The sequence below is a fragment of the Methylotuvimicrobium buryatense genome (assembly GCF_005931095.1).
GTDB classification, from domain to species: domain Bacteria; phylum Pseudomonadota; class Gammaproteobacteria; order Methylococcales; family Methylomonadaceae; genus Methylotuvimicrobium; species Methylotuvimicrobium buryatense.
The window spans coordinates 1,723,093-1,740,266 of record NZ_CP035467.1 but is presented as its reverse complement, the minus strand read 5'-3'; the positions used below and the strand labels follow the sequence as shown (position 1 = coordinate 1,740,266).

At 48.3% G+C, this 17,174-nt stretch carries 15 protein-coding genes; 12 read left to right on the top strand and 3 right to left on the bottom strand.

What is annotated here, in order from left to right:
• Positions 1 to 3: 3 nt before the first annotated feature.
• Positions 4 to 915 carry a sulfite exporter TauE/SafE family protein gene (locus EQU24_RS07880; RefSeq protein ID WP_017840013.1) on the bottom strand — a complete coding sequence of 304 codons (912 nt, stop codon included), beginning with the start codon at positions 913 to 915 and terminating at the stop codon, positions 4 to 6.
• Positions 916 to 917: 2 nt separating this feature from the next.
• Positions 918 to 1,631: an MBL fold metallo-hydrolase gene (locus EQU24_RS07875; protein WP_017840014.1), complete on the bottom strand. Its 714-nt coding sequence runs from the start codon at positions 1,629 to 1,631 to the stop codon at positions 918 to 920.
• A gap of 931 nt (positions 1,632 to 2,562) precedes the next feature.
• Between EQU24_RS07875 and EQU24_RS07870 the strand changes: the two genes are divergently transcribed.
• The 4 genes from EQU24_RS07870 to EQU24_RS07845 all read left to right on the top strand — a co-directional run bounded on the left by EQU24_RS07870 (position 2,563) and on the right by EQU24_RS07845 (position 6,561).
• Entirely contained in the window at positions 2,563 to 4,320 is a 1,758-nt protein-coding gene (locus EQU24_RS07870; RefSeq protein WP_017840015.1) for a sugar phosphorylase, read from the top strand.
• 105 nt (positions 4,321 to 4,425) lie between these two features.
• Positions 4,426 to 4,698: a SemiSWEET transporter gene (locus tag EQU24_RS07865; RefSeq protein ID WP_017840016.1), complete on the top strand. Its 273-nt coding sequence runs from the start codon at positions 4,426 to 4,428 to the stop codon at positions 4,696 to 4,698.
• A gap of 41 nt (positions 4,699 to 4,739) precedes the next feature.
• Positions 4,740 to 5,741 (top strand): class 1 fructose-bisphosphatase, encoded by a 1,002-nt coding sequence (locus EQU24_RS07860; protein WP_017840017.1) that lies wholly within the window; start codon positions 4,740 to 4,742, stop codon positions 5,739 to 5,741.
• Positions 5,742 to 6,096: 355 nt separating this feature from the next.
• The gene (locus EQU24_RS07845) at positions 6,097 to 6,561 is read left to right on the top strand and encodes a peroxiredoxin (protein ID WP_017840018.1); all 465 of its coding nucleotides are present in this window, start codon (positions 6,097 to 6,099) and stop codon (positions 6,559 to 6,561) included.
• Between the two features lie 359 nt (positions 6,562 to 6,920).
• Here the strand turns inward: EQU24_RS07845 and EQU24_RS07840 are convergent, their stop codons facing one another.
• Positions 6,921 to 8,150 (bottom strand): aminotransferase class I/II-fold pyridoxal phosphate-dependent enzyme, encoded by a 1,230-nt coding sequence (locus tag EQU24_RS07840; RefSeq protein WP_017840019.1) that lies wholly within the window; start codon positions 8,148 to 8,150, stop codon positions 6,921 to 6,923.
• Positions 8,151 to 8,211: 61 nt separating this feature from the next.
• On the opposite strand from EQU24_RS07840, the gene dksA reads away from it, so the two are divergent.
• The 8 genes from dksA to EQU24_RS07790 all read left to right on the top strand — a co-directional run bounded on the left by dksA (position 8,212) and on the right by EQU24_RS07790 (position 17,133).
• Complete coding sequence (gene dksA / locus EQU24_RS07835; protein ID WP_017840020.1) at positions 8,212 to 8,646, top strand: RNA polymerase-binding protein DksA; 435 nt, start codon at positions 8,212 to 8,214, stop codon at positions 8,644 to 8,646.
• On the top strand, positions 8,643 to 9,569 hold the full coding sequence (gene gluQRS, locus EQU24_RS07830; RefSeq protein WP_040575297.1) for a tRNA glutamyl-Q(34) synthetase GluQRS: 927 nt from the start codon (positions 8,643 to 8,645) through the stop codon (positions 9,567 to 9,569). The genes dksA and gluQRS overlap by 4 nt, the downstream gene beginning before the upstream one ends.
• Positions 9,570 to 9,941: 372 nt before the next feature.
• Positions 9,942 to 11,879, top strand: a complete 1,938-nt coding sequence (gene acs / locus EQU24_RS07820; RefSeq protein WP_017840022.1) for an acetate--CoA ligase — start codon at positions 9,942 to 9,944, stop codon at positions 11,877 to 11,879.
• Positions 11,880 to 12,230: 351 nt separating this feature from the next.
• A complete protein-coding gene (gene cysD, locus EQU24_RS07815) occupies positions 12,231 to 13,139 on the top strand; it encodes a sulfate adenylyltransferase subunit CysD (RefSeq protein ID WP_014149295.1) in 909 nt (302 codons plus the stop codon).
• A gap of 56 nt (positions 13,140 to 13,195) precedes the next feature.
• The gene (locus EQU24_RS07810) at positions 13,196 to 13,537 is read left to right on the top strand and encodes a four helix bundle protein (RefSeq protein ID WP_026130096.1); all 342 of its coding nucleotides are present in this window, start codon (positions 13,196 to 13,198) and stop codon (positions 13,535 to 13,537) included.
• A gap of 51 nt (positions 13,538 to 13,588) precedes the next feature.
• A complete protein-coding gene (cysN, locus tag EQU24_RS07805) occupies positions 13,589 to 15,223 on the top strand; it encodes a sulfate adenylyltransferase subunit CysN (protein WP_017840024.1) in 1,635 nt (544 codons plus the stop codon).
• Positions 15,224 to 15,241: 18 nt separating this feature from the next.
• Complete coding sequence (locus EQU24_RS07800; RefSeq protein ID WP_017840025.1) at positions 15,242 to 16,255, top strand: GGDEF domain-containing protein; 1,014 nt, start codon at positions 15,242 to 15,244, stop codon at positions 16,253 to 16,255.
• Positions 16,256 to 16,770: 515 nt separating this feature from the next.
• On the top strand, positions 16,771 to 17,133 hold the full coding sequence (locus EQU24_RS07790) for a response regulator (RefSeq protein ID WP_017840027.1): 363 nt from the start codon (positions 16,771 to 16,773) through the stop codon (positions 17,131 to 17,133).
• Positions 17,134 to 17,174: the final 41 nt, after the last annotated feature.

The window sequence follows — 17,174 nt, the reverse complement described above, 5'->3', positions numbered from 1 at the left end:
GCTTTAAGTAGATTTGTTACTTCGAAATGAATGTAAAAAAAGCCAAAGCCGGTAGAAAAGCATAATTGCTATCATTGCCAACCCGCCGAATAAAAAATCCTGATGTTTTTGAGCTAACTGGCGGATTTGCTCAATCATGGCCATATCCGTTTCACGATAGAGGATAAAACTGCCCAACCCCAAAACGAACAAGCCGAAGGCCGGTTTTAGATATCGACTGTCGATTTTGCTGGAAGCAAAACTTCCGATTAAGCTACCGAGTATTGCAAAACCTGCGACCAAAGCTGTTAATTCTATATCGATATGCATGTGATCGGCATGACCTGCCAACGCGGCGCCGGCTTGCAGCACGATGATGAACAAAGAAGTACCGATAGCGGCGTGCATCGGCAGACCTGCCAAAAAATTCAGCGCCGGAACCAGCAAAAAGCCGCCGCCGACACCGACCAAGCCGGTCACGAACCCAACCAAAAAACCGTCGAACAAAATCGCCATGACCGGCAAATGAATCTTACAAAGATTTTTCGAAGTATCGGTCTCCTCTACGGCGACTTCAGACACCCCCCGTTTTCCCCTTAACATTGAAAACGAAGCCATAATCATCACGACAGCAAACAGCACCAATAAAATCGGACCGGGAATAAAAGCGGAACTGCGCCCGCCCAAAAAAGCGCCGGCCATACCGGCCGCACCGAACGTGAAACCGGTTTTCCAGCACACGAAGCCATGCCTCGCATGATTGATTACTGCAATGATGCTGGTCAAACCGACCACGACCAAAGAAGTGACGATCGCATCTTTAGCCGATAAATCGACTACATAAACCAGCACCGGTACGGTTAGAATCGAACCGCCGCCGCCCAACAAACCGAGCAGAATGCCGATCAGTGTCGCCAGCGCGATCAACAAGTACATGATTACCCCTGCCGAATCAAAGTATCCCGGCCCGGTTGACCGCAGGCTTGATTGGCCGGCAGCGCTTCATCGATATACTTAGGGTATGGCAAATCCAGATTATGCATGATAGTGATAAATTCGGCCTTGCTTTTACCTGCGCCGAGCCGAGCATTCGAATCGATCTCCTGGCGTATCGTCGAAACGGTTTTACGGTTGTAATCATGAGCGGGAAATACCAGCGTGTCGGGCGGCAGCGAAAACAGTTTTTTAGTAATACTGTCGTACAGGGTCCCGGCATCGCCTTCCTGAAAATCCGTGCGCCCGCAGCCGTTGATAAGCAAGGCATCGCCGGTAAAGACCCGGTCGCCGATCACATAACTGACGCAACCGGAAGTATGGCCGGGCGTATGTAGGACCTTGATTTCGATGTCGCCGACCTGCAGTTCCACACCGTCGGTAACGAGCAAATCGGCGCATATTGCTCCGGCATCGCGATGCACGATGCTTTTGCTGCCCAGCCTGTCTCTCAACAAGCCGGCCGCGGTAATATGATCGGCATGAACGTGCGTTTCCAGGGTATTGATCAGCGTCAAATCCAAATCGTCCAATAATTCCATATACATATCGGCTTCGCTTTCGACCGAATCGATAATAATGGCTTTTCGGGTACGTTCGCAACCCAGCAGATAGCTGTAGGTAAAGGTATCGGGTTCAAAAAGTTGTCTAAAAATCATGGCGAGTCTCCGAAGCAATGAGTCAGTCTATAATTAAATGCTAATATTGATTGTACGGAATGCGCTATCGAAAGTGAAGCATTGTTAACTCTAGAAAAAGCATTTCACCATGAAGATCATGAAGAATAATAAGTTAATTCAATAGCTTGTCATGCCTTTGCAAAACATTTTTGCACTCCTTAAAGGTTACTCGAAGTCTATAGATAACCTATTGAAATATACCCATCGTAGATCAAAATTCGGCACCGGGGTGCCCGTCAAAGGACGCCGTGAATACGTCTATGTAGGCTCTATGCCAGCATCCATGCTGGCAAAGCCTTTGCCGAGCACCCCGGCGCCTCCTTAAGCATCGCCGAAATTTGAAGTGCGAAAGGTATACATCGCCGCCGACACCTGTCAAACGAGCCGAACCCTCCGTAAAATAGGACAGTTATTTATGACCAAATCCAAAGTTAAGCAATAGATGCGTGGATACCATCAATGTTCAATAAAATGAGCCAGCGCTAAATCGATGAAACGTGAATATTACCGAGCGCAGAAAACCTATTTACATCAATGCGACCGGAATTTTATTTATCATATCCCTAAAATAGAGCACGATAACTATTAACGCACAATTTTAGTGCAAATAATTAGCCATTTTATTTGTTCGGTTGCAGGCATGAATACTGCTTAGTAGATTATACCCATCGTGGATCAAAATTCGGCACCGGGGAGCCCGTCAAAGGACGCCGTGAATACCTCCATGTAGGCTCTATGCCAGCATCCATGCTGGCAAAGCTTTTGCCGAGCACCCCGGCACCTCCTTAAGCTTTGCCAAAATTTGAAGTACGAAAGGTATATGAGCAACAATTATTTTTTAAACTTGCTTAAAATCGGAACCGCGCATTACGAAGCGCCGAAAGATAGTTAAGCGAATATAGGTGAAAGCGTGGCGAAATCTCAACCCATCATTCAAGAATTCCCTTTTTGGTTCACGCAACGCGCGGAATCACGACTGACATTTCTTTACGGCGAGGAACTAACGAAAGACTTGATGAACCGCTTACTCGACCGCATGCAACGTTTTTCGGTCCCGAAAGTCAAACTTCTCTCCGAATATTGGAACGAGCAGGATGTCATTCTGATCGCCTACGGCGATAACATCCGGCAAACCGACGCCAAGCCTTTAGCGACGCTCTACGAATTTTCATTGCTCCATCTAAAAGATTGCATCAATAGCATTCATGTTTTGCCTTATTTTCCGTTCAGTTCCGATGATGGCTTTGCAGTGATCGACTACAAAACCGTCGATCCGCAATTAGGCGACTGGCGAGACATCGAGCGTCTTGCGCAAGACTTTAGCTTGATGACCGACTTGGTGATCAATCACGTTTCCCGCGAAAATCTTTGGTTTATCGATTATCTGAGTCATAAAAAACCGGCCTGCGATTATTTTATCGAAATGCCGGGAAATACCGATGTTAGCTCGGTCGTACGTCCGCGCAGCACGCCGGTGTTAGTACCGGCACATACCCACCAAGGCGTACGCCATGTCTGGGCGACATTCGGCGAAGACCAGATCGACGTCAACTTCGCTAATCCCGACGTGTTGTTCGAGTTTATCGACATTTTGCTGCTATATATCGAAAAAGGTTCTCGGTTTATTCGACTGGATGCGGTCGCATTTCTGTGGAAAAAATTGGACACCCGCTGTATCAACTTGCGCGAAACGCACGAAGTCGTCAAGTTATTACGCGATATCGTCGATTTAATTGCACCAGGTACGGTACTGATCACCGAAACTAATGTACCGAACGGCGAAAACCTAAGCTATTTCGGTAACAGCGACGAAGCGCACATGGTCTATCAATTCACGCTACCACCCCTGCTCTTACATGCAATGTATCACGGTAACTCGCATTACTTGACCCGTTGGGCTAAGGACATGCCCCGTCCGCAAAAAAATTGCACCTATTTGAATTTTATCGCATCTCACGATGGGATCGGTTTGCGTCCGGCAGAAGGCATATTGCCCGAACAGGAAGTCACGGCATTGGTCGATGCGATGCACGAATACGGCGGCTATGTCAGCACGCGCACCGGTTTGGACGGGCGCCCCGCACCTTACGAAATCAATATCGCGTTATTCGACGCCCTTAAAGGTACGTCTTTGGGCCTCGATCAATGGCAGATTCAACGATTTATTTGCGCGCATACCATCATGATATCGTTGCAAGGGATTCCGGCAATTTACATCAATAGCCTGATCGCAACAGCAAACGATTACCATGGCGTCGAGCAATCGGGTAAAACGCGATCGATCAACCGCCATAAATGGGAATATAACGAATTGATGGACTTGCTGAACAATCCTCACAGCCCAAATGCGATTATATTTCATGAGCTTAAACGGTTACTAGGCATTCGGAGAAGGCAAGCCGCCTTTCATCCGGACTCGGCTCAGGAAACGCTAAGCGCCAACCCAGCCTTGTTCTCATTTTGGCGCACTAGCACGGACCATCGACAACGCGTTCTGGTCGTCAGCAATATTACGCCGCAACGACAAACCATGACTTTGCCGAATCATCCCCGCCCCGAAGGGTCGGGATTGTGGAGGGATTTAATCGAGCGCACAGCAATCAACAAGAACACGACCGAGTTGATTCTGTATCCCTACCAAACCGCCTGGCTCGAAGCCTTGGATTAGCATACTTCGCGAGAAGTTGTTTCGAACCCGAACCGAAAAACCTATAATGTCGAGAATAAACCGTTTTTAACGCCGACCTGCTAACCGGCAAATCCTATAAAATTCATGCTAATAACAACTGAAGTCATCGGTTATATTGCCGCGACACTCACGACCCTGTCTTTTTTACCTCAGGCACTATTGACGCTCAAAACGCGCAATACCGAATCGCTATCATTAAGTATGTATAGCCTGTTTACGACCGGCGTTTTACTTTGGCTTATCTATGGGGTGTCGATTTCAGACAAGGCTATTATCTTCGCTAATTCAATAACATTTTTATTGGCTTTATCGATACTGTCTTTCAAAATCTACAATACATTACGCGACAGACAGTAGCTTACGGGTTTTAACCCTACTCAAATGGAGATCGAACGAATATGACCAAGAATGTAACCCTAACCCGGTTCATCATCGAGCAACAACGCGAATTTCCTGGCGTTTCAGGAACTTTTACATTATTACTGAACGACATCGTCAAAGCTTGCAAACAGATATCGCACATGGTTAATCGAGGAGACTTAATCGGCGTTCTGGGCAGCGCGGGTTCGGAAAACGTTCAGGGTGAAGTACAGAAAAAACTGGACATCATCACCAACGACATCATGGTGGATTCGCTGATTTGGACGGGACACTTATCAGGCATGGCTTCAGAGGAAGTCGACGACATAATCCAAATTCCCGATCATTATCCGCGCGGTAAATACCTAGCGCTATTCGATCCACTGGACGGCTCTTCCAACATCGACGTAAATTTGACCGTTGGAACCATTTTTTCCATTTTGCGCTATAACGGAAGCGGCCAACCGCAATTGGAAGACTTTTTACAAAAAGGCAGTGAGCAAATCTGCGCCGGTTTCGTCCTTTATGGGCCATCGACGATGATGATCTTGACGACCGGTCATGGCGTCAACGGCTTTACGCTGGACCAGGACATCGGCGAGTTCATTCTGACGCATCCCAATATGACCATTCCAAGCGAAACCTCCGAATTCGCAATCAATATGTCGAACCAACAGTTTTGGGAAGCGCCGGTCAAACGTTATATCGACGAATGCGTGGCGGGCGAACAAGGCCCGCGCGGCAAAAACTTCAACATGCGCTGGGTGGCATCCTTGGTGGCCGAGGTTTTCCGGATTTTGACCCGCGGCGGTGTATTTTTATATCCCTATGATTTGCGCGATCCGGCTAAGCCTTGTAAATTGCGTCTGATGTATGAAGCGAATCCGGTCGCCTTTATCGTCGAACAAGCCGGCGGCGCCTGTTCAACAGGCCGGGAGCGCATGCTCGGTGTTCAACCGAAGGGCCTGCATCAACGCGTTCCGTTAATTCTGGGTTCGAAAAGCGAAGTTGACCGGATTATCGAGTATCATCAGTCGTAGGATGCCACTGCGCATCCTACTTGGGCGCTTAATCCGCGCGAAACGTTTTGCACACAGTACGCGAAGTATACTCATCGTAGATCGAAATTCGGCACCGGGGTGTCCGTCAAAGGAAGCCGTGAATACGTCCATGTAGGCTCTATGCCAGCTCCATGCTGGCAAAGCCTTTGCGAGCGCCATGGATGGCGTGAATGTCGATTTTGCATTACGCCACGGATGGCGTGTATTAGGGCAATGCAGGAGCAATTGCCGAGGAGCAAAAATCGACCGAGCACCCCGGCGCCTCCTCGGGCACTGCCGAAATTTGAAGTGCGAAAGGTATATCTTCCACCAAACTTAAATTCAGGGGTAACTCATGTTAGAAGCACAGCAAAAAGCACCGGATTTCCAATCGGTTAATCAGTACGATCAGCCTGTCAGCCTGTCCGATTATCTCGGCAAAAAGAACGTGGTCCTTTATTTTTATCCAAAGGACGACACGCCCGGCTGCACGATAGAAGCCAATGAATTTACTCAAAAGGCATCGGAATTCGCCGAATACGATACTGTCGTCATCGGCGTCAGCAAGGATAACTGCGAAAGCCATCGAGCATTTATCGACAAATTCGGTCTCAAGGTCGATTTACTGGCCGACACCAGCGGAGAACTCTGCGAAAGTTACGGCGTCTGGCGCGAGAGAGAAAAAAACGGCGTCAAGAGCATGGCGATATTCAGATCGACGTTTATTATCGATAAACAAGGCAATTTGGCCGATGTTGAATACGGAGTCAACCCCGAAGGCCATGCACAAGCGGTGCTGGAGAAAGTTAAAGAGCTTTAACCCAAGAAAAAGCGCTTCTGCGAGACGGGTTATTTAACCCGTCTCCAATGTTTCGATTTGCCCTAAATATTTCGGCCATGGTCTAAACGTTTAGGATTATTCATATCCAAGACATGGATACGATGCCATGCATTGCCATCCCTGACCCTGGTTTCCGCCACAAATCCGTATGGAGCGGATTTGCATTTACCCGAAGGGCTCCGGGCAGGATAGTCCGGAGTGAATCCATGGCGGAATGACGCGTTTTTTCCTTGAGTTGGCGCCCCTCTTTCCTCTTTCCTCTTTCCTCTTTCCTCTTGAACCTTGAACCTTGAACCTTGAACCTTGAACCTTGAACCTTGAACCTTGAACCTTGAACCTTAATCCTTTCCCCTCACCCCAATAAAACGCGCCAAACGCGCCATCGCTTCGCCCATTCTTTCAATCGACGTAGTATAAGCAAAGCGTATGAAACGCTCGGCTTGGTTAACACCAAAATCCTTGCCTGGCGTCACCGCGACGCCTTCGGCTTCGAGTAAATCCAACGCGAAACGGTAACTGTCGTCGGTAAAACGCGAACAATCGGCATATATATAAAATGCGCCGTCCGGCTTGGCCGGGAGTTTAAATCCCAAATCGTGCAACTGTCCGTAGAGAAAATCTCTCCTTTTTTGAAACTCTAATCGGCGTTTTTCCAATTCTTCTATAGTCGCGGTATCAAATGCCGCCAATGCGGCATATTGAGAATGACTAGCCGTCGCGATAAAAATATTTTGCGCAAGCTTTTCGACAACCTCCGCATAAGCTTCGGGCACAATCAACCAACCGACCCGCCAACCGGTCATGCCGAAATATTTAGAAAAGCTGTTAATCACAAAAACATCCGCACTGTACTGCAATGCGCTGACGGCATCGTTTCCGTCGTAAACCAGACCGTGATAAATTTCATCGGAATAAAACACACCATTACGCTCACGAACCGTCTCGATGGCTTGCCGCAAAACATCCGGAGCAATCACGGTACCGGTCGGATTCGACGGCGAGGCAATAACCGCGCCTTTGCAGTCGCTCGACCAATATTTTTCGATCAACGCCGAATTTAATTGAAAATCGCTGCCCGCATCGACCGGAATCGTTTGCGCTCGACCTCCCAAAAACTTAACGAAATTGCTATTGCACGGATAACAAGGATCGGCCATCAGCACTTTTTCGCCGGCATTGAGACTCGCGCCCAATGCCAGCAAAAAGGCGCCCGACGCCCCCGGAGTTATAAAAATTCGCCCTTCATCGACAGCCACGCCGTAGCGATCGCAATAAAATTTTGCAATGCTTGTCCGAAGCTTTGAAAGTCCGGCCGCAGGCGTGTATTTGACATTCCCCGCCTCAAGATAAGCAATCGATGCATCGGTGATGGTTCGCGGCGTCAAAAAATCAGGCTCGCCAATCTCCATATGAATGACATCCCTACCTTGCTGCTCTAATTCCTTGGCTCGCTCTAAAATCGCCATGACATAAAAAGCGCTAATTGTTTCGGTTCGATCCGCCGGTCGTTGATTCATCTTTTCTTGGTTTATTACAAACCGGCAAATAATAGCAATAATTCTTGCCATGCGCTTCCCGTTCTGATAAAAATGCGCAGTTTTTTAATTGAATCTTCCCGGGAGTTAACGGATGAGCGATAGCAATAAAACTGATTCCTCACCCTTCAGTTTTAAACCTTATCAAGAAAAAGAGGGCGAAGAGTATATGAACGAAGCTCAGCTTCGTCATTTCGAAAGCATTCTTAATAAATGGAAAGCCAACCTAATGGAGGAAGTCGACCGAACCGTGCATCATATGCAAGACGATGCCGCGAATTTTCCCGACCCTAACGATAGAGCGACGCAAGAGTCCGAGTTTAGCTTGGAATTGAGAACACGCGACCGCGAACGCAAGTTGATTAGAAAAATCGATCAGGCGTTAAAGGATATTGAATCGGGCGATTACGGTTATTGCGAGTCTTGCGGCATTGAAATCGGTATTCGCCGATTGGAGGCCCGCCCCACCGCAACGATGTGCATCGATTGTAAAACACTCGACGAAATTCGGGAAAAGCAAATGGGATAAGCCCGGCTTCCAGCCTTCACACCCGCTATATCGGCCGGTTCGCGCCCTCGCCTTCCGGCCCTCTTCATCTTGGCTCTCTTTATGCAGCCTTGGCAAGTTTTCTCGACGCTCGAAAACAACGAGGCCAATGGCTGGTTAGAATAGACGACATCGATACGCCCCGTAATGTCGCAGGCGCCGCCGACTCGATTCTCAAGACACTGGAAACGTTCGGCCTAACCTGGGACGGCGATGTTTATTACCAAAGCCGTCATCTTGAACACTACCGCTACTACCTCGATCTATTAAAAGACCAAGAATTACTTTATCCATGCCTCTGCAGCCGTAAAACGCTCACAGAGATAAAACATTCCGCAATTTATCCCGGATTGTGCCGAAACCGCACTTTTCCGGAAAAATCGCCTCATGCCGTGCGCATTCGGGTTGATGCTATCGATTCGACATTCAACGATCGCTTGCAGGGCACGCAGTCCGAAAATCTTGCCACCCAACACGGCGACTTTATCTTAAGAAGAAAAGATGCGATCTTTTCCTATCAATTCACGGTCGTCATCGACGATCATCTACAAGGCGTTACCGATATCGTTCGCGGCGTCGACCTATTGGATTCGACGATCAAACAGATCCATCTGCAACAAAAACTGGACTTTAAGCAACCGAGCTATATGCATGTTCCGTTGATTACCGACTCGCACGGCATCAAACTCAGCAAGCAATCGTTCGCCCGGCCTGTTGCTACCGACCATCCGCCGCGTGTTATATTTAGCTTACTGGAATTACTAAAGCAAGCACCGCCGCAAGAACTGGCCGATGCGTCTTTATCCGAAATATTGGACTGGGCCATCAACCATTGGCAACCCGGGCATTTATCAACGATGACCGCTATTTGCCCCGCTGCCGACCTTGATGCCTCTTGTATTTAAAACGACTACCCTGTTTTATCTTTATGTATACTTCGTGCGGCCACATTTGCGGCTTTCTGACGCGCTCTTTTGTCCGATAGCGGCGTTACCTACATGGATGTAGGTAAGGGGCGTGAGCAGGAGCGGAAGCTTTGCGAAAACAGTTACATAGCTTGCTATGCGCCTGTTTTCGCGCCTTGCTACCGAACAAAATAGCATTGCCATAAAAGCCGAAAACATGACCGCGCGAAGTATATCAGGTGACGCTGAAAGAAGTGTGTGGGGCATAGATGCCGCGCTCAAGCCTACACGGACGTATTCACGGCGTCTTCTGGAAGCGTTACCTGATACTGGGCGGTAAATCGGTAAATAAAAAAAACATAAGGACTCATCATGACTGAAGTGAAAACCTATCCTGTCGATCCCGAACTGTCAGCCCGAGCTCACATTACACCGGAACGCTATGAAACACTTTATCGACAATCGATCGATGAACCGGAATCCTTTTGGGCCGAACAAGCCGAACAATTTCTCGACTGGTTCAAGCCTTGGGATAAAGTCATGGATTACGACTATTCGAAAGGCTACATCCGCTGGTTCGAAGGCGGCGAACTCAATGTCAGCTATAATTGCTTGGACCGGCATTTAGCCACACGAGGCGATCAAACCGCAATTATCTGGGAAAGCGACGATCCCGCTCAAGACAAAAAAATCAGTTATCGTGAATTGCACCGAGAAGTTTGCAAATTCGCCAATGTTCTTAAAAGCCAGAGCGTCAAGAAAGGCGACCGGGTCTGTATTTACCTGCCGATGATCGTCGAAGCGGCCGTCGTCACCCTGGCATGTGCCCGAATAGGCGCAGTCCACTCGATCGTGTTCGGCGGTTTTTCGGCCGAATCTTTACGCGACCGCATCCAAGACGCCGACTGTCACACTGTTATCTGCGCCGATGAAGGACTTCGCGGCGGCAAAAAGATACCGCTCAAAACCAGTGTCGACCAGGCGGTTTCGCACTGCCCGAATGTCAAAAACGTCATCGTTATTCGAAACACCGGTAATGATATTCCATGGACACCGAAACGCGATATTTGGTATCACGAAGCGATGAAAACCGCATCGGACGACTGTCCGCCCGAAACACTATCCGCCGAAGATCCGTTATTCATTCTTTACACATCGGGCTCTACCGGCAAACCGAAGGGCCTAGTGCACACTACGGGCGGTTATTTATTATTCGCCGCGATGACGCATAAATACGTATTCGATTATCACGACGGCGATATATATTGGTGCACCGCCGATATCGGCTGGGTCACGGGCCATTCCTACATCATTTACGGACCGCTCTGCAACGGCGCGACGACTTTGATGTTCGAAGGTATTCCGACCTACCCCGAGCCCGACCGTTTTTGGCGCATCGTCGATAAACACCAAGTCAATATTTTCTATACTGCACCGACTGCGATTCGCGCCTTGATGGCGCAAGGCAACGACTTTGTCAATCGCACCGACCGCAGCAGTTTAAGAATCCTCGGCACGGTCGGCGAACCGATCAACCCCGAAGCGTGGGAATGGTATTATCACATCGTAGGCAACGAACGCTGTCCTATCATGGATACTTGGTGGCAAACCGAAACCGGCGGCATTTTGATCACGCCGCTGCCCGGCGCCATTGCATTGAAACCTGGCGCGGCAACACTGCCGTTCTTCGGCGTTAAACCGGAAATTCTCGACAATGCCGGTAATGTACTCGAAGGCGAAGCGGAGGGGATTCTGGTATTGAGCCGCCCGTGGCCGGGTCAGGCCAGAAGTATTTACGGCGATCACAACCGCTTTATCGACACCTATTTCAAAAATTTTCCGGGCTATTATTTTGCCGGCGACGGCGCGCGCCGTGACCGGGACGGTTATTACTGGATCACCGGCCGCGTCGATGACGTAATCAATGTTTCGGGCCATCGCATGGGGACCGCAGAAGTCGAAAGCGCGCTAGTCTTGCATGAAGACGTCGCTGAAGCCGCCGTGGTTGGATACCCGCATCCTATCAAAGGACAGGGCATTTATGCTTATGTTACGCTAAACGCCGGCGTCGAACCGAGCGAAACTCTCAAGCAGGAATTAATCGATCTAGTCAGAAAAGAAATCGGCGCTATCGCCCACCCCGATATCATTCAATGGGCACCGGGCCTTCCGAAAACGCGTTCGGGAAAAATCATGCGGCGTATTTTAAGAAAAGTCGCTTCGAACGAAATCGATAATTTAGGCGATACCTCGACGCTGGCAGACCCATCGGTTATAGATGAAATCATCGATCATAGAGCAAATAAATAACGACGACTTTTCGATCGAAAAACTGTAAATGAATAAAAGGTGAGCTAATTTTTTAGCATAAAGAGTCACTGCTCCTGCGGGACGGGTTATTTAACCCGTCCCCAACGTTTCGGTTTGGTCTAAGCGTTTCGATTTGCATCGACCAAGGTTGAAACGTTTCGGGCGGGGCTGCAAGCCCCGCCCTACTAAGAAAGGTGTGCCAATTTTAGTATAAGGAGTAGAAACAACCCATCGGCGTTTTTCTTAATTCACAGCCGCTATGGCAAATTGCCCGCTTTCAACTTAAAATGTAAATTATTTTCGCATTGGCTCTTCACGGTTAAACCGTGAAATATAAATAACGGATCATTGATGACTGACTATAAACTCACCCACCTCAAGCAGCTCGAAGCCGAAAGTATTCACATTATCCGTGAAGTGGCGGCCGAATTCGAACGACCCGTCATGCTGTATTCGATCGGCAAGGATTCGGCCGTCATGCTGCAATTGGCTTTGAAAGCCTTTTATCCCGGCAAACCTCCGTTTCCATTGATGCATATCGACACTACCTGGAAATTCCGGGAAATGATCGAGTTTCGCGACAAATTAGCGAAAGATTTAGGCCTGGAATTACTGGTTCACATCAATCAGGATGGCGTCGAACAAGGCATCGGACCTTTCACACACGGCAGCAAGAAGCACACCGAAGTGATGAAAACCGATTCGCTCAAACAAGCACTCAATAAATATAAGTTTGACGCGGCATTCGGCGGCGCTCGTCGCGACGAAGAAAAATCCCGTGCCAAGGAACGCGTCTATTCGTTCCGCGACAAGAACCATAGTTGGGATCCCAAAAATCAAAGACCCGAGCTTTGGAACATTTATAACGGCAGAATCGACAAAGGCGAAAGCATCCGCGTCTTTCCGTTGTCGAACTGGACCGAACTCGATATCTGGCAATACATTCATCTTGAAAACATCCCGATCGTACCGCTCTATTTCGCCAAGGAACGCCCTGTCGTCAACAAAGACGGCATGCTGATCATGGTCGATGACAACCGTATGCCGATAGGGCCTGAAGATAAAGTCGAAATGAAAAGGGTCCGATTTAGAACCTTAGGCTGCTATCCCTTGACCGGCGCAGTCGAATCGACCGCGACGACGCTACCCGAAATCATTCAAGAAATGTTGTTGACGACCAGTTCCGAACGTCAAGGACGGCTGATAGACTTCGACCAAGCCGGCTCGATGGAACAAAAAAAGCGCGAAGGGTATTTCTAAGGGGCAAGGAGAAAGGAGCAAACTGGAACTTAAACCTTGCTCCTTGAACCTTGCCCATGAGCTTTGAAGATTTAGTTGTATGGAAACGCGCGTGTAGGTTGTGTGTTAATGTTTATCTGCACCTCAAAGAATGCACAGACCTCGGTTTTAAAGACCAAATAACCCGTAGCGCGTTATCCATACCCAGCAACATAGCCGAAGGTTATGAACGAAACACCAACAAAGATGCTATAAAGTTCTTTTATTATGCAAAAGGCTCAGCAGGCGAATTGCGCACCCAAATTTATATTGGTATGGAAATCGGCTGTATCCACAAACAAACCGGATCAAGTTGGTTAGAAGAAGCCCAAGAAATATCGATGATGATATCCGGCCTAATCAAAGCCCGCTCAGCTTAACTCACGCATCCCGAACCTTATTCCTTGAACCTTGAACCTTGAACCTAACCCATGTCCCACCAATCAGAACTCATCAGCACCGATATCAACGCCTATTTGGCTCAACATGAACGCAAGGAGTTATTGCGTTTTTTAACCTGCGGCAATGTCGATGACGGCAAAAGCACGCTGATCGGCCGCTTGTTGCACGACTCAAAAATGATCTACGAAGATCAACTGGCCGCAGTAAAAGCGGACAGCGTCAAATCCGGCACCACCGGCGCCGGACAGATCGATTTAGCTTTGTTGGTCGACGGCTTGCAAGCCGAACGCGAACAAGGCATCACGATTGATGTCGCGTACCGCTATTTTTCAACCTCGACACGTAAATTCATCATCGCCGACACGCCGGGCCACGAGCAATACACCCGAAACATGGCTACCGGCGCATCGACCTGCGATTTGGCGATTATCTTGATCGATGCCCGATATGGCGTGCAAACGCAAACCAAACGTCACAGTTTCATCGTCTCGTTGCTCGGCATTAAACGGATTATCGTCGCTATCAACAAAATGGACCTGATCGAATTCAGCGAAGAAAAATTCAATCAAATCAAAGAAGATTACCTGAATTTCGTCAAAGCCCTGGATCTACACGATATTCGCTTCATCCCAATTTCGGCGCTGAACGGCGACAATGTCGTCAACCCCAGCGAAAGCATGCCGTGGTATACCGGCAAGCCAATGATGGAAACATTGAACACGATCGAAATCGCCTACGATCGTAACTACAGCGACGCGCGTTTTCCGGTGCAATACGTCAATCGACCCAATTTAGATTTCCGCGGTTTCTGCGGTACCGTTGCATCCGGAGTTTTCCACAAAGGCGATCGTATTACTGCTCTGCCTTCCGGAAAATCCAGCAAAATCAAATCCATCGTGACTTACGACGGCGAACTGGAACAAGTCTTCCCGCCGATGGCCGTTACCTTGACGCTCGAGGATGAAATCGACATCAGCCGTGGCGACATGATCATCGGCAAACAAACGGATTCACCAACCATCGCCGACAAATTTAAAGCGATGATCGTCTGGATGACCGAAAAATCTCTGACACCGGGCCGACAATACATTATCAAGCTCGCGACGCGAACCGCTTCGGGATCAATATCGATGATTCATCACCGAGTCGATGTCAACACGCTGGAACATCACGATGCAAGCGAGCTCAATCTCAATGAAATCGGCCTATGCACGGTCAACCTGAACGCACCGGTCGTCTTCGACCCATACAAACGCAGCAAAGGCACCGGCTCGTTCATCGTTATCGACCGACTAAGCAATGTCACAGTCGGCGCAGGCATGATCACCGATAATGCCGATGAGTTCAATCTGCAACCGGTTACACCGGAAGACCGCACGGCACGATTCGGCCAAAAAGCCACGGTCATTTTATTGAAAGGCCATAAAGCGCATGAAACGGCTTATTTGTTGGAAAGAAGACTATTCGACAACGGCCATGCCGCAACGGTCGTCGAAACGCTATTCAGCGAACCGGACGAATTCGCTGAACTCATTAAAAATGCCGGCTTGATCGCTCTATGCGTCGGGTTGAATTACGAAGCTGCCGACATTGAATTCGATAGCGAAACCGACTCGATCGATGATATCTATGCATCATTAAAGTCCGAAAAAATTATATTTTAACGCGTCAATAAACGCTTGATGACTATCAATCTATCCGTAGAACAAGTCTTTGCCTGGGCTGCTTTGCTAACCGAGCAGCCCGATTATCAGACGCTAACACACCAATTTCTGGACATTCTGCTTGAAATACCTGGGGTAAAAAAAGCCGCGGCTTATGAGATTTACAACCGGAGCCGAAAGAAAACAGGCGAAGCCGTCGCACCCTGCGAACAATTGGTGAGACGCTTCCCATTGGATTTTACTCGTGACGAAAGCAACGATCATAACGACTTAATCAACATCCTGGACACCGAATCACGCGTCATTCCGAAAATGTCCGATGCCAACGGGTGTTTTCGCCAAGTCTATCTCTCGCTCAAAGAGACGAAAGGCCCCGATCGCGCGATTGCCTTAGACGGCCTTTTCGACCAACCAGCGATAGATTTATTCCGCCAACTCCTTTCGATATTTAAAAACCAAGTTATATTGCACGACAGCAAAGAACGCGACGTACTGACCAAATTACCTAACCGTCAATCGTTCGATACTCGTCTTTTGCAAGTTTGCGAACATTATTTGAAACACCCGGTCACCGACACAAGCCATCAAAAAAGCTCCTGGATTGCTTTGCTCGACATCGATCATTTCAAGCGAGTCAACGATGATTTCGGCCATCTATACGGCGACGAAGTGCTATTGATTTTCAGCCAACTGATGGAAAAATGCTTTCGCTATAACGATTTTTTATTTCGCTTCGGCGGCGAAGAATTCGTCGTCATTCTCAACCTAACCGATATGGCAGGTGCCGAACATACGTTTAACCGATTTCGCGAAACGGTCGCCAACCATAACTTTCCGACGGTAGGACGCATTACAGTCAGCATCGGCATTACGCATATCGACAGCATGTGTATGCCGACAACGCTACTCGATCGCGCCGACAAAGCACTGTATTACGCTAAGGAAAACGGAAGAAATAGAGCCGTGATCTACGAAAACACCGATACGCTCATCAAAAATGCCGACACAAACGACGATATTGAGCTATTTTAAACTCAACGCCTTATCGATCTCATTGCAGCAATTCCCAATTTGGAGATCAAAAAGGGTGTGGGGTATGCTTGGCGAGGATGTCGGCAGCAGGGAGCTGCCGCCAAGCCCCCATGGATGGGTTTACGGCGTTCCTCGACAGGCATACCCCACACCCTAAAATCGGCGAAACTGCTCAAACTGGGAATTGCTAATCTCATTGCAAAAAAGAGACAGGAATCGCATTTTTTGATAATAACCCAAGAAATACGATGATATGGCAATCGCTTCCCAAACAAAAAGCGCTAAAATGCCAACAAATTTATCCAATAAGAATGAGTAATAGGTAAAAAACCCGAGCGCCGCCTTACCCACCTCACGCCAAACAAGGCCGTGTAGACATCATAATGAAATAAACGACCTCGTTTTAGTTATTATTAGTCAATTGCTTGAGTTATATTATTACTTCATTAAAGACTAGGGATCTCTATTTGTCCTTAGCCCAATCAGATCCGACTACTACACTTTAGGAGAACATCATGGCGAGTATTCTTGCAGTCGACGATTCCGCATCGATGAGACAAATGGTCTCGTTTACATTAAAAGGGGCCGGCTACGACGTTGTCGAAGCCGTAGATGGCGTAGATGCGTTAAATAAAGCAAAAAGCAAAAAATTCGACTGTGTCGTGACCGATGTCAACATGCCGAATAAAGACGGCATTGCCTTGATCAAAGACTTAAGAGCCTTGCCCGATTACAAATTCGTGCCTATGCTTATGTTAACGACAGAATCGGGCACCGACAAAAAACAACAAGGCAAGGAAGCGGGAGCGACCGGCTGGATCGTCAAACCATTCAACCCGGATCAATTACTGAAAACGATCCAAAAAGTACTTGGTTAAGCGGCCTCGATTCGACCATTAATCGTCAATACACCGTCGGC

Bases quoted from the DNA above. Each gene is read 5' to 3' on its own strand.
- cysD (WP_014149295.1), top strand. From the start codon at position 12,231: ATGACTGACTATAAACTCACCCACCTCAAGCAGCTCGAAGCCGAAAGT.
- cysN (WP_017840024.1), top strand. From the start codon at position 13,589: ATGTCCCACCAATCAGAACTCATCAGCACCGATATCAACGCCTATTTG.
- EQU24_RS07860 (WP_017840017.1), top strand. From the start codon at position 4,740: ATGACCAAGAATGTAACCCTAACCCGGTTCATCATCGAGCAACAACGC.
- EQU24_RS07840 (WP_017840019.1), bottom strand. From the start codon at position 8,150: ATGGCAAGAATTATTGCTATTATTTGCCGGTTTGTAATAAACCAAGAA.
- dksA (WP_017840020.1), top strand. From the start codon at position 8,212: ATGAGCGATAGCAATAAAACTGATTCCTCACCCTTCAGTTTTAAACCT.
- EQU24_RS07880 (WP_017840013.1), bottom strand. From the start codon at position 915: ATGTACTTGTTGATCGCGCTGGCGACACTGATCGGCATTCTGCTCGGT.
- EQU24_RS07865 (WP_017840016.1), top strand. From the start codon at position 4,426: ATGCTAATAACAACTGAAGTCATCGGTTATATTGCCGCGACACTCACG.
- acs (WP_017840022.1), top strand. From the start codon at position 9,942: ATGACTGAAGTGAAAACCTATCCTGTCGATCCCGAACTGTCAGCCCGA.
- EQU24_RS07790 (WP_017840027.1), top strand. From the start codon at position 16,771: ATGGCGAGTATTCTTGCAGTCGACGATTCCGCATCGATGAGACAAATG.
- EQU24_RS07875 (WP_017840014.1), bottom strand. From the start codon at position 1,631: ATGATTTTTAGACAACTTTTTGAACCCGATACCTTTACCTACAGCTAT.
- EQU24_RS07845 (WP_017840018.1), top strand. From the start codon at position 6,097: ATGTTAGAAGCACAGCAAAAAGCACCGGATTTCCAATCGGTTAATCAG.
- EQU24_RS07800 (WP_017840025.1), top strand. From the start codon at position 15,242: ATGACTATCAATCTATCCGTAGAACAAGTCTTTGCCTGGGCTGCTTTG.
- EQU24_RS07810 (WP_026130096.1), top strand. From the start codon at position 13,196: ATGAGCTTTGAAGATTTAGTTGTATGGAAACGCGCGTGTAGGTTGTGT.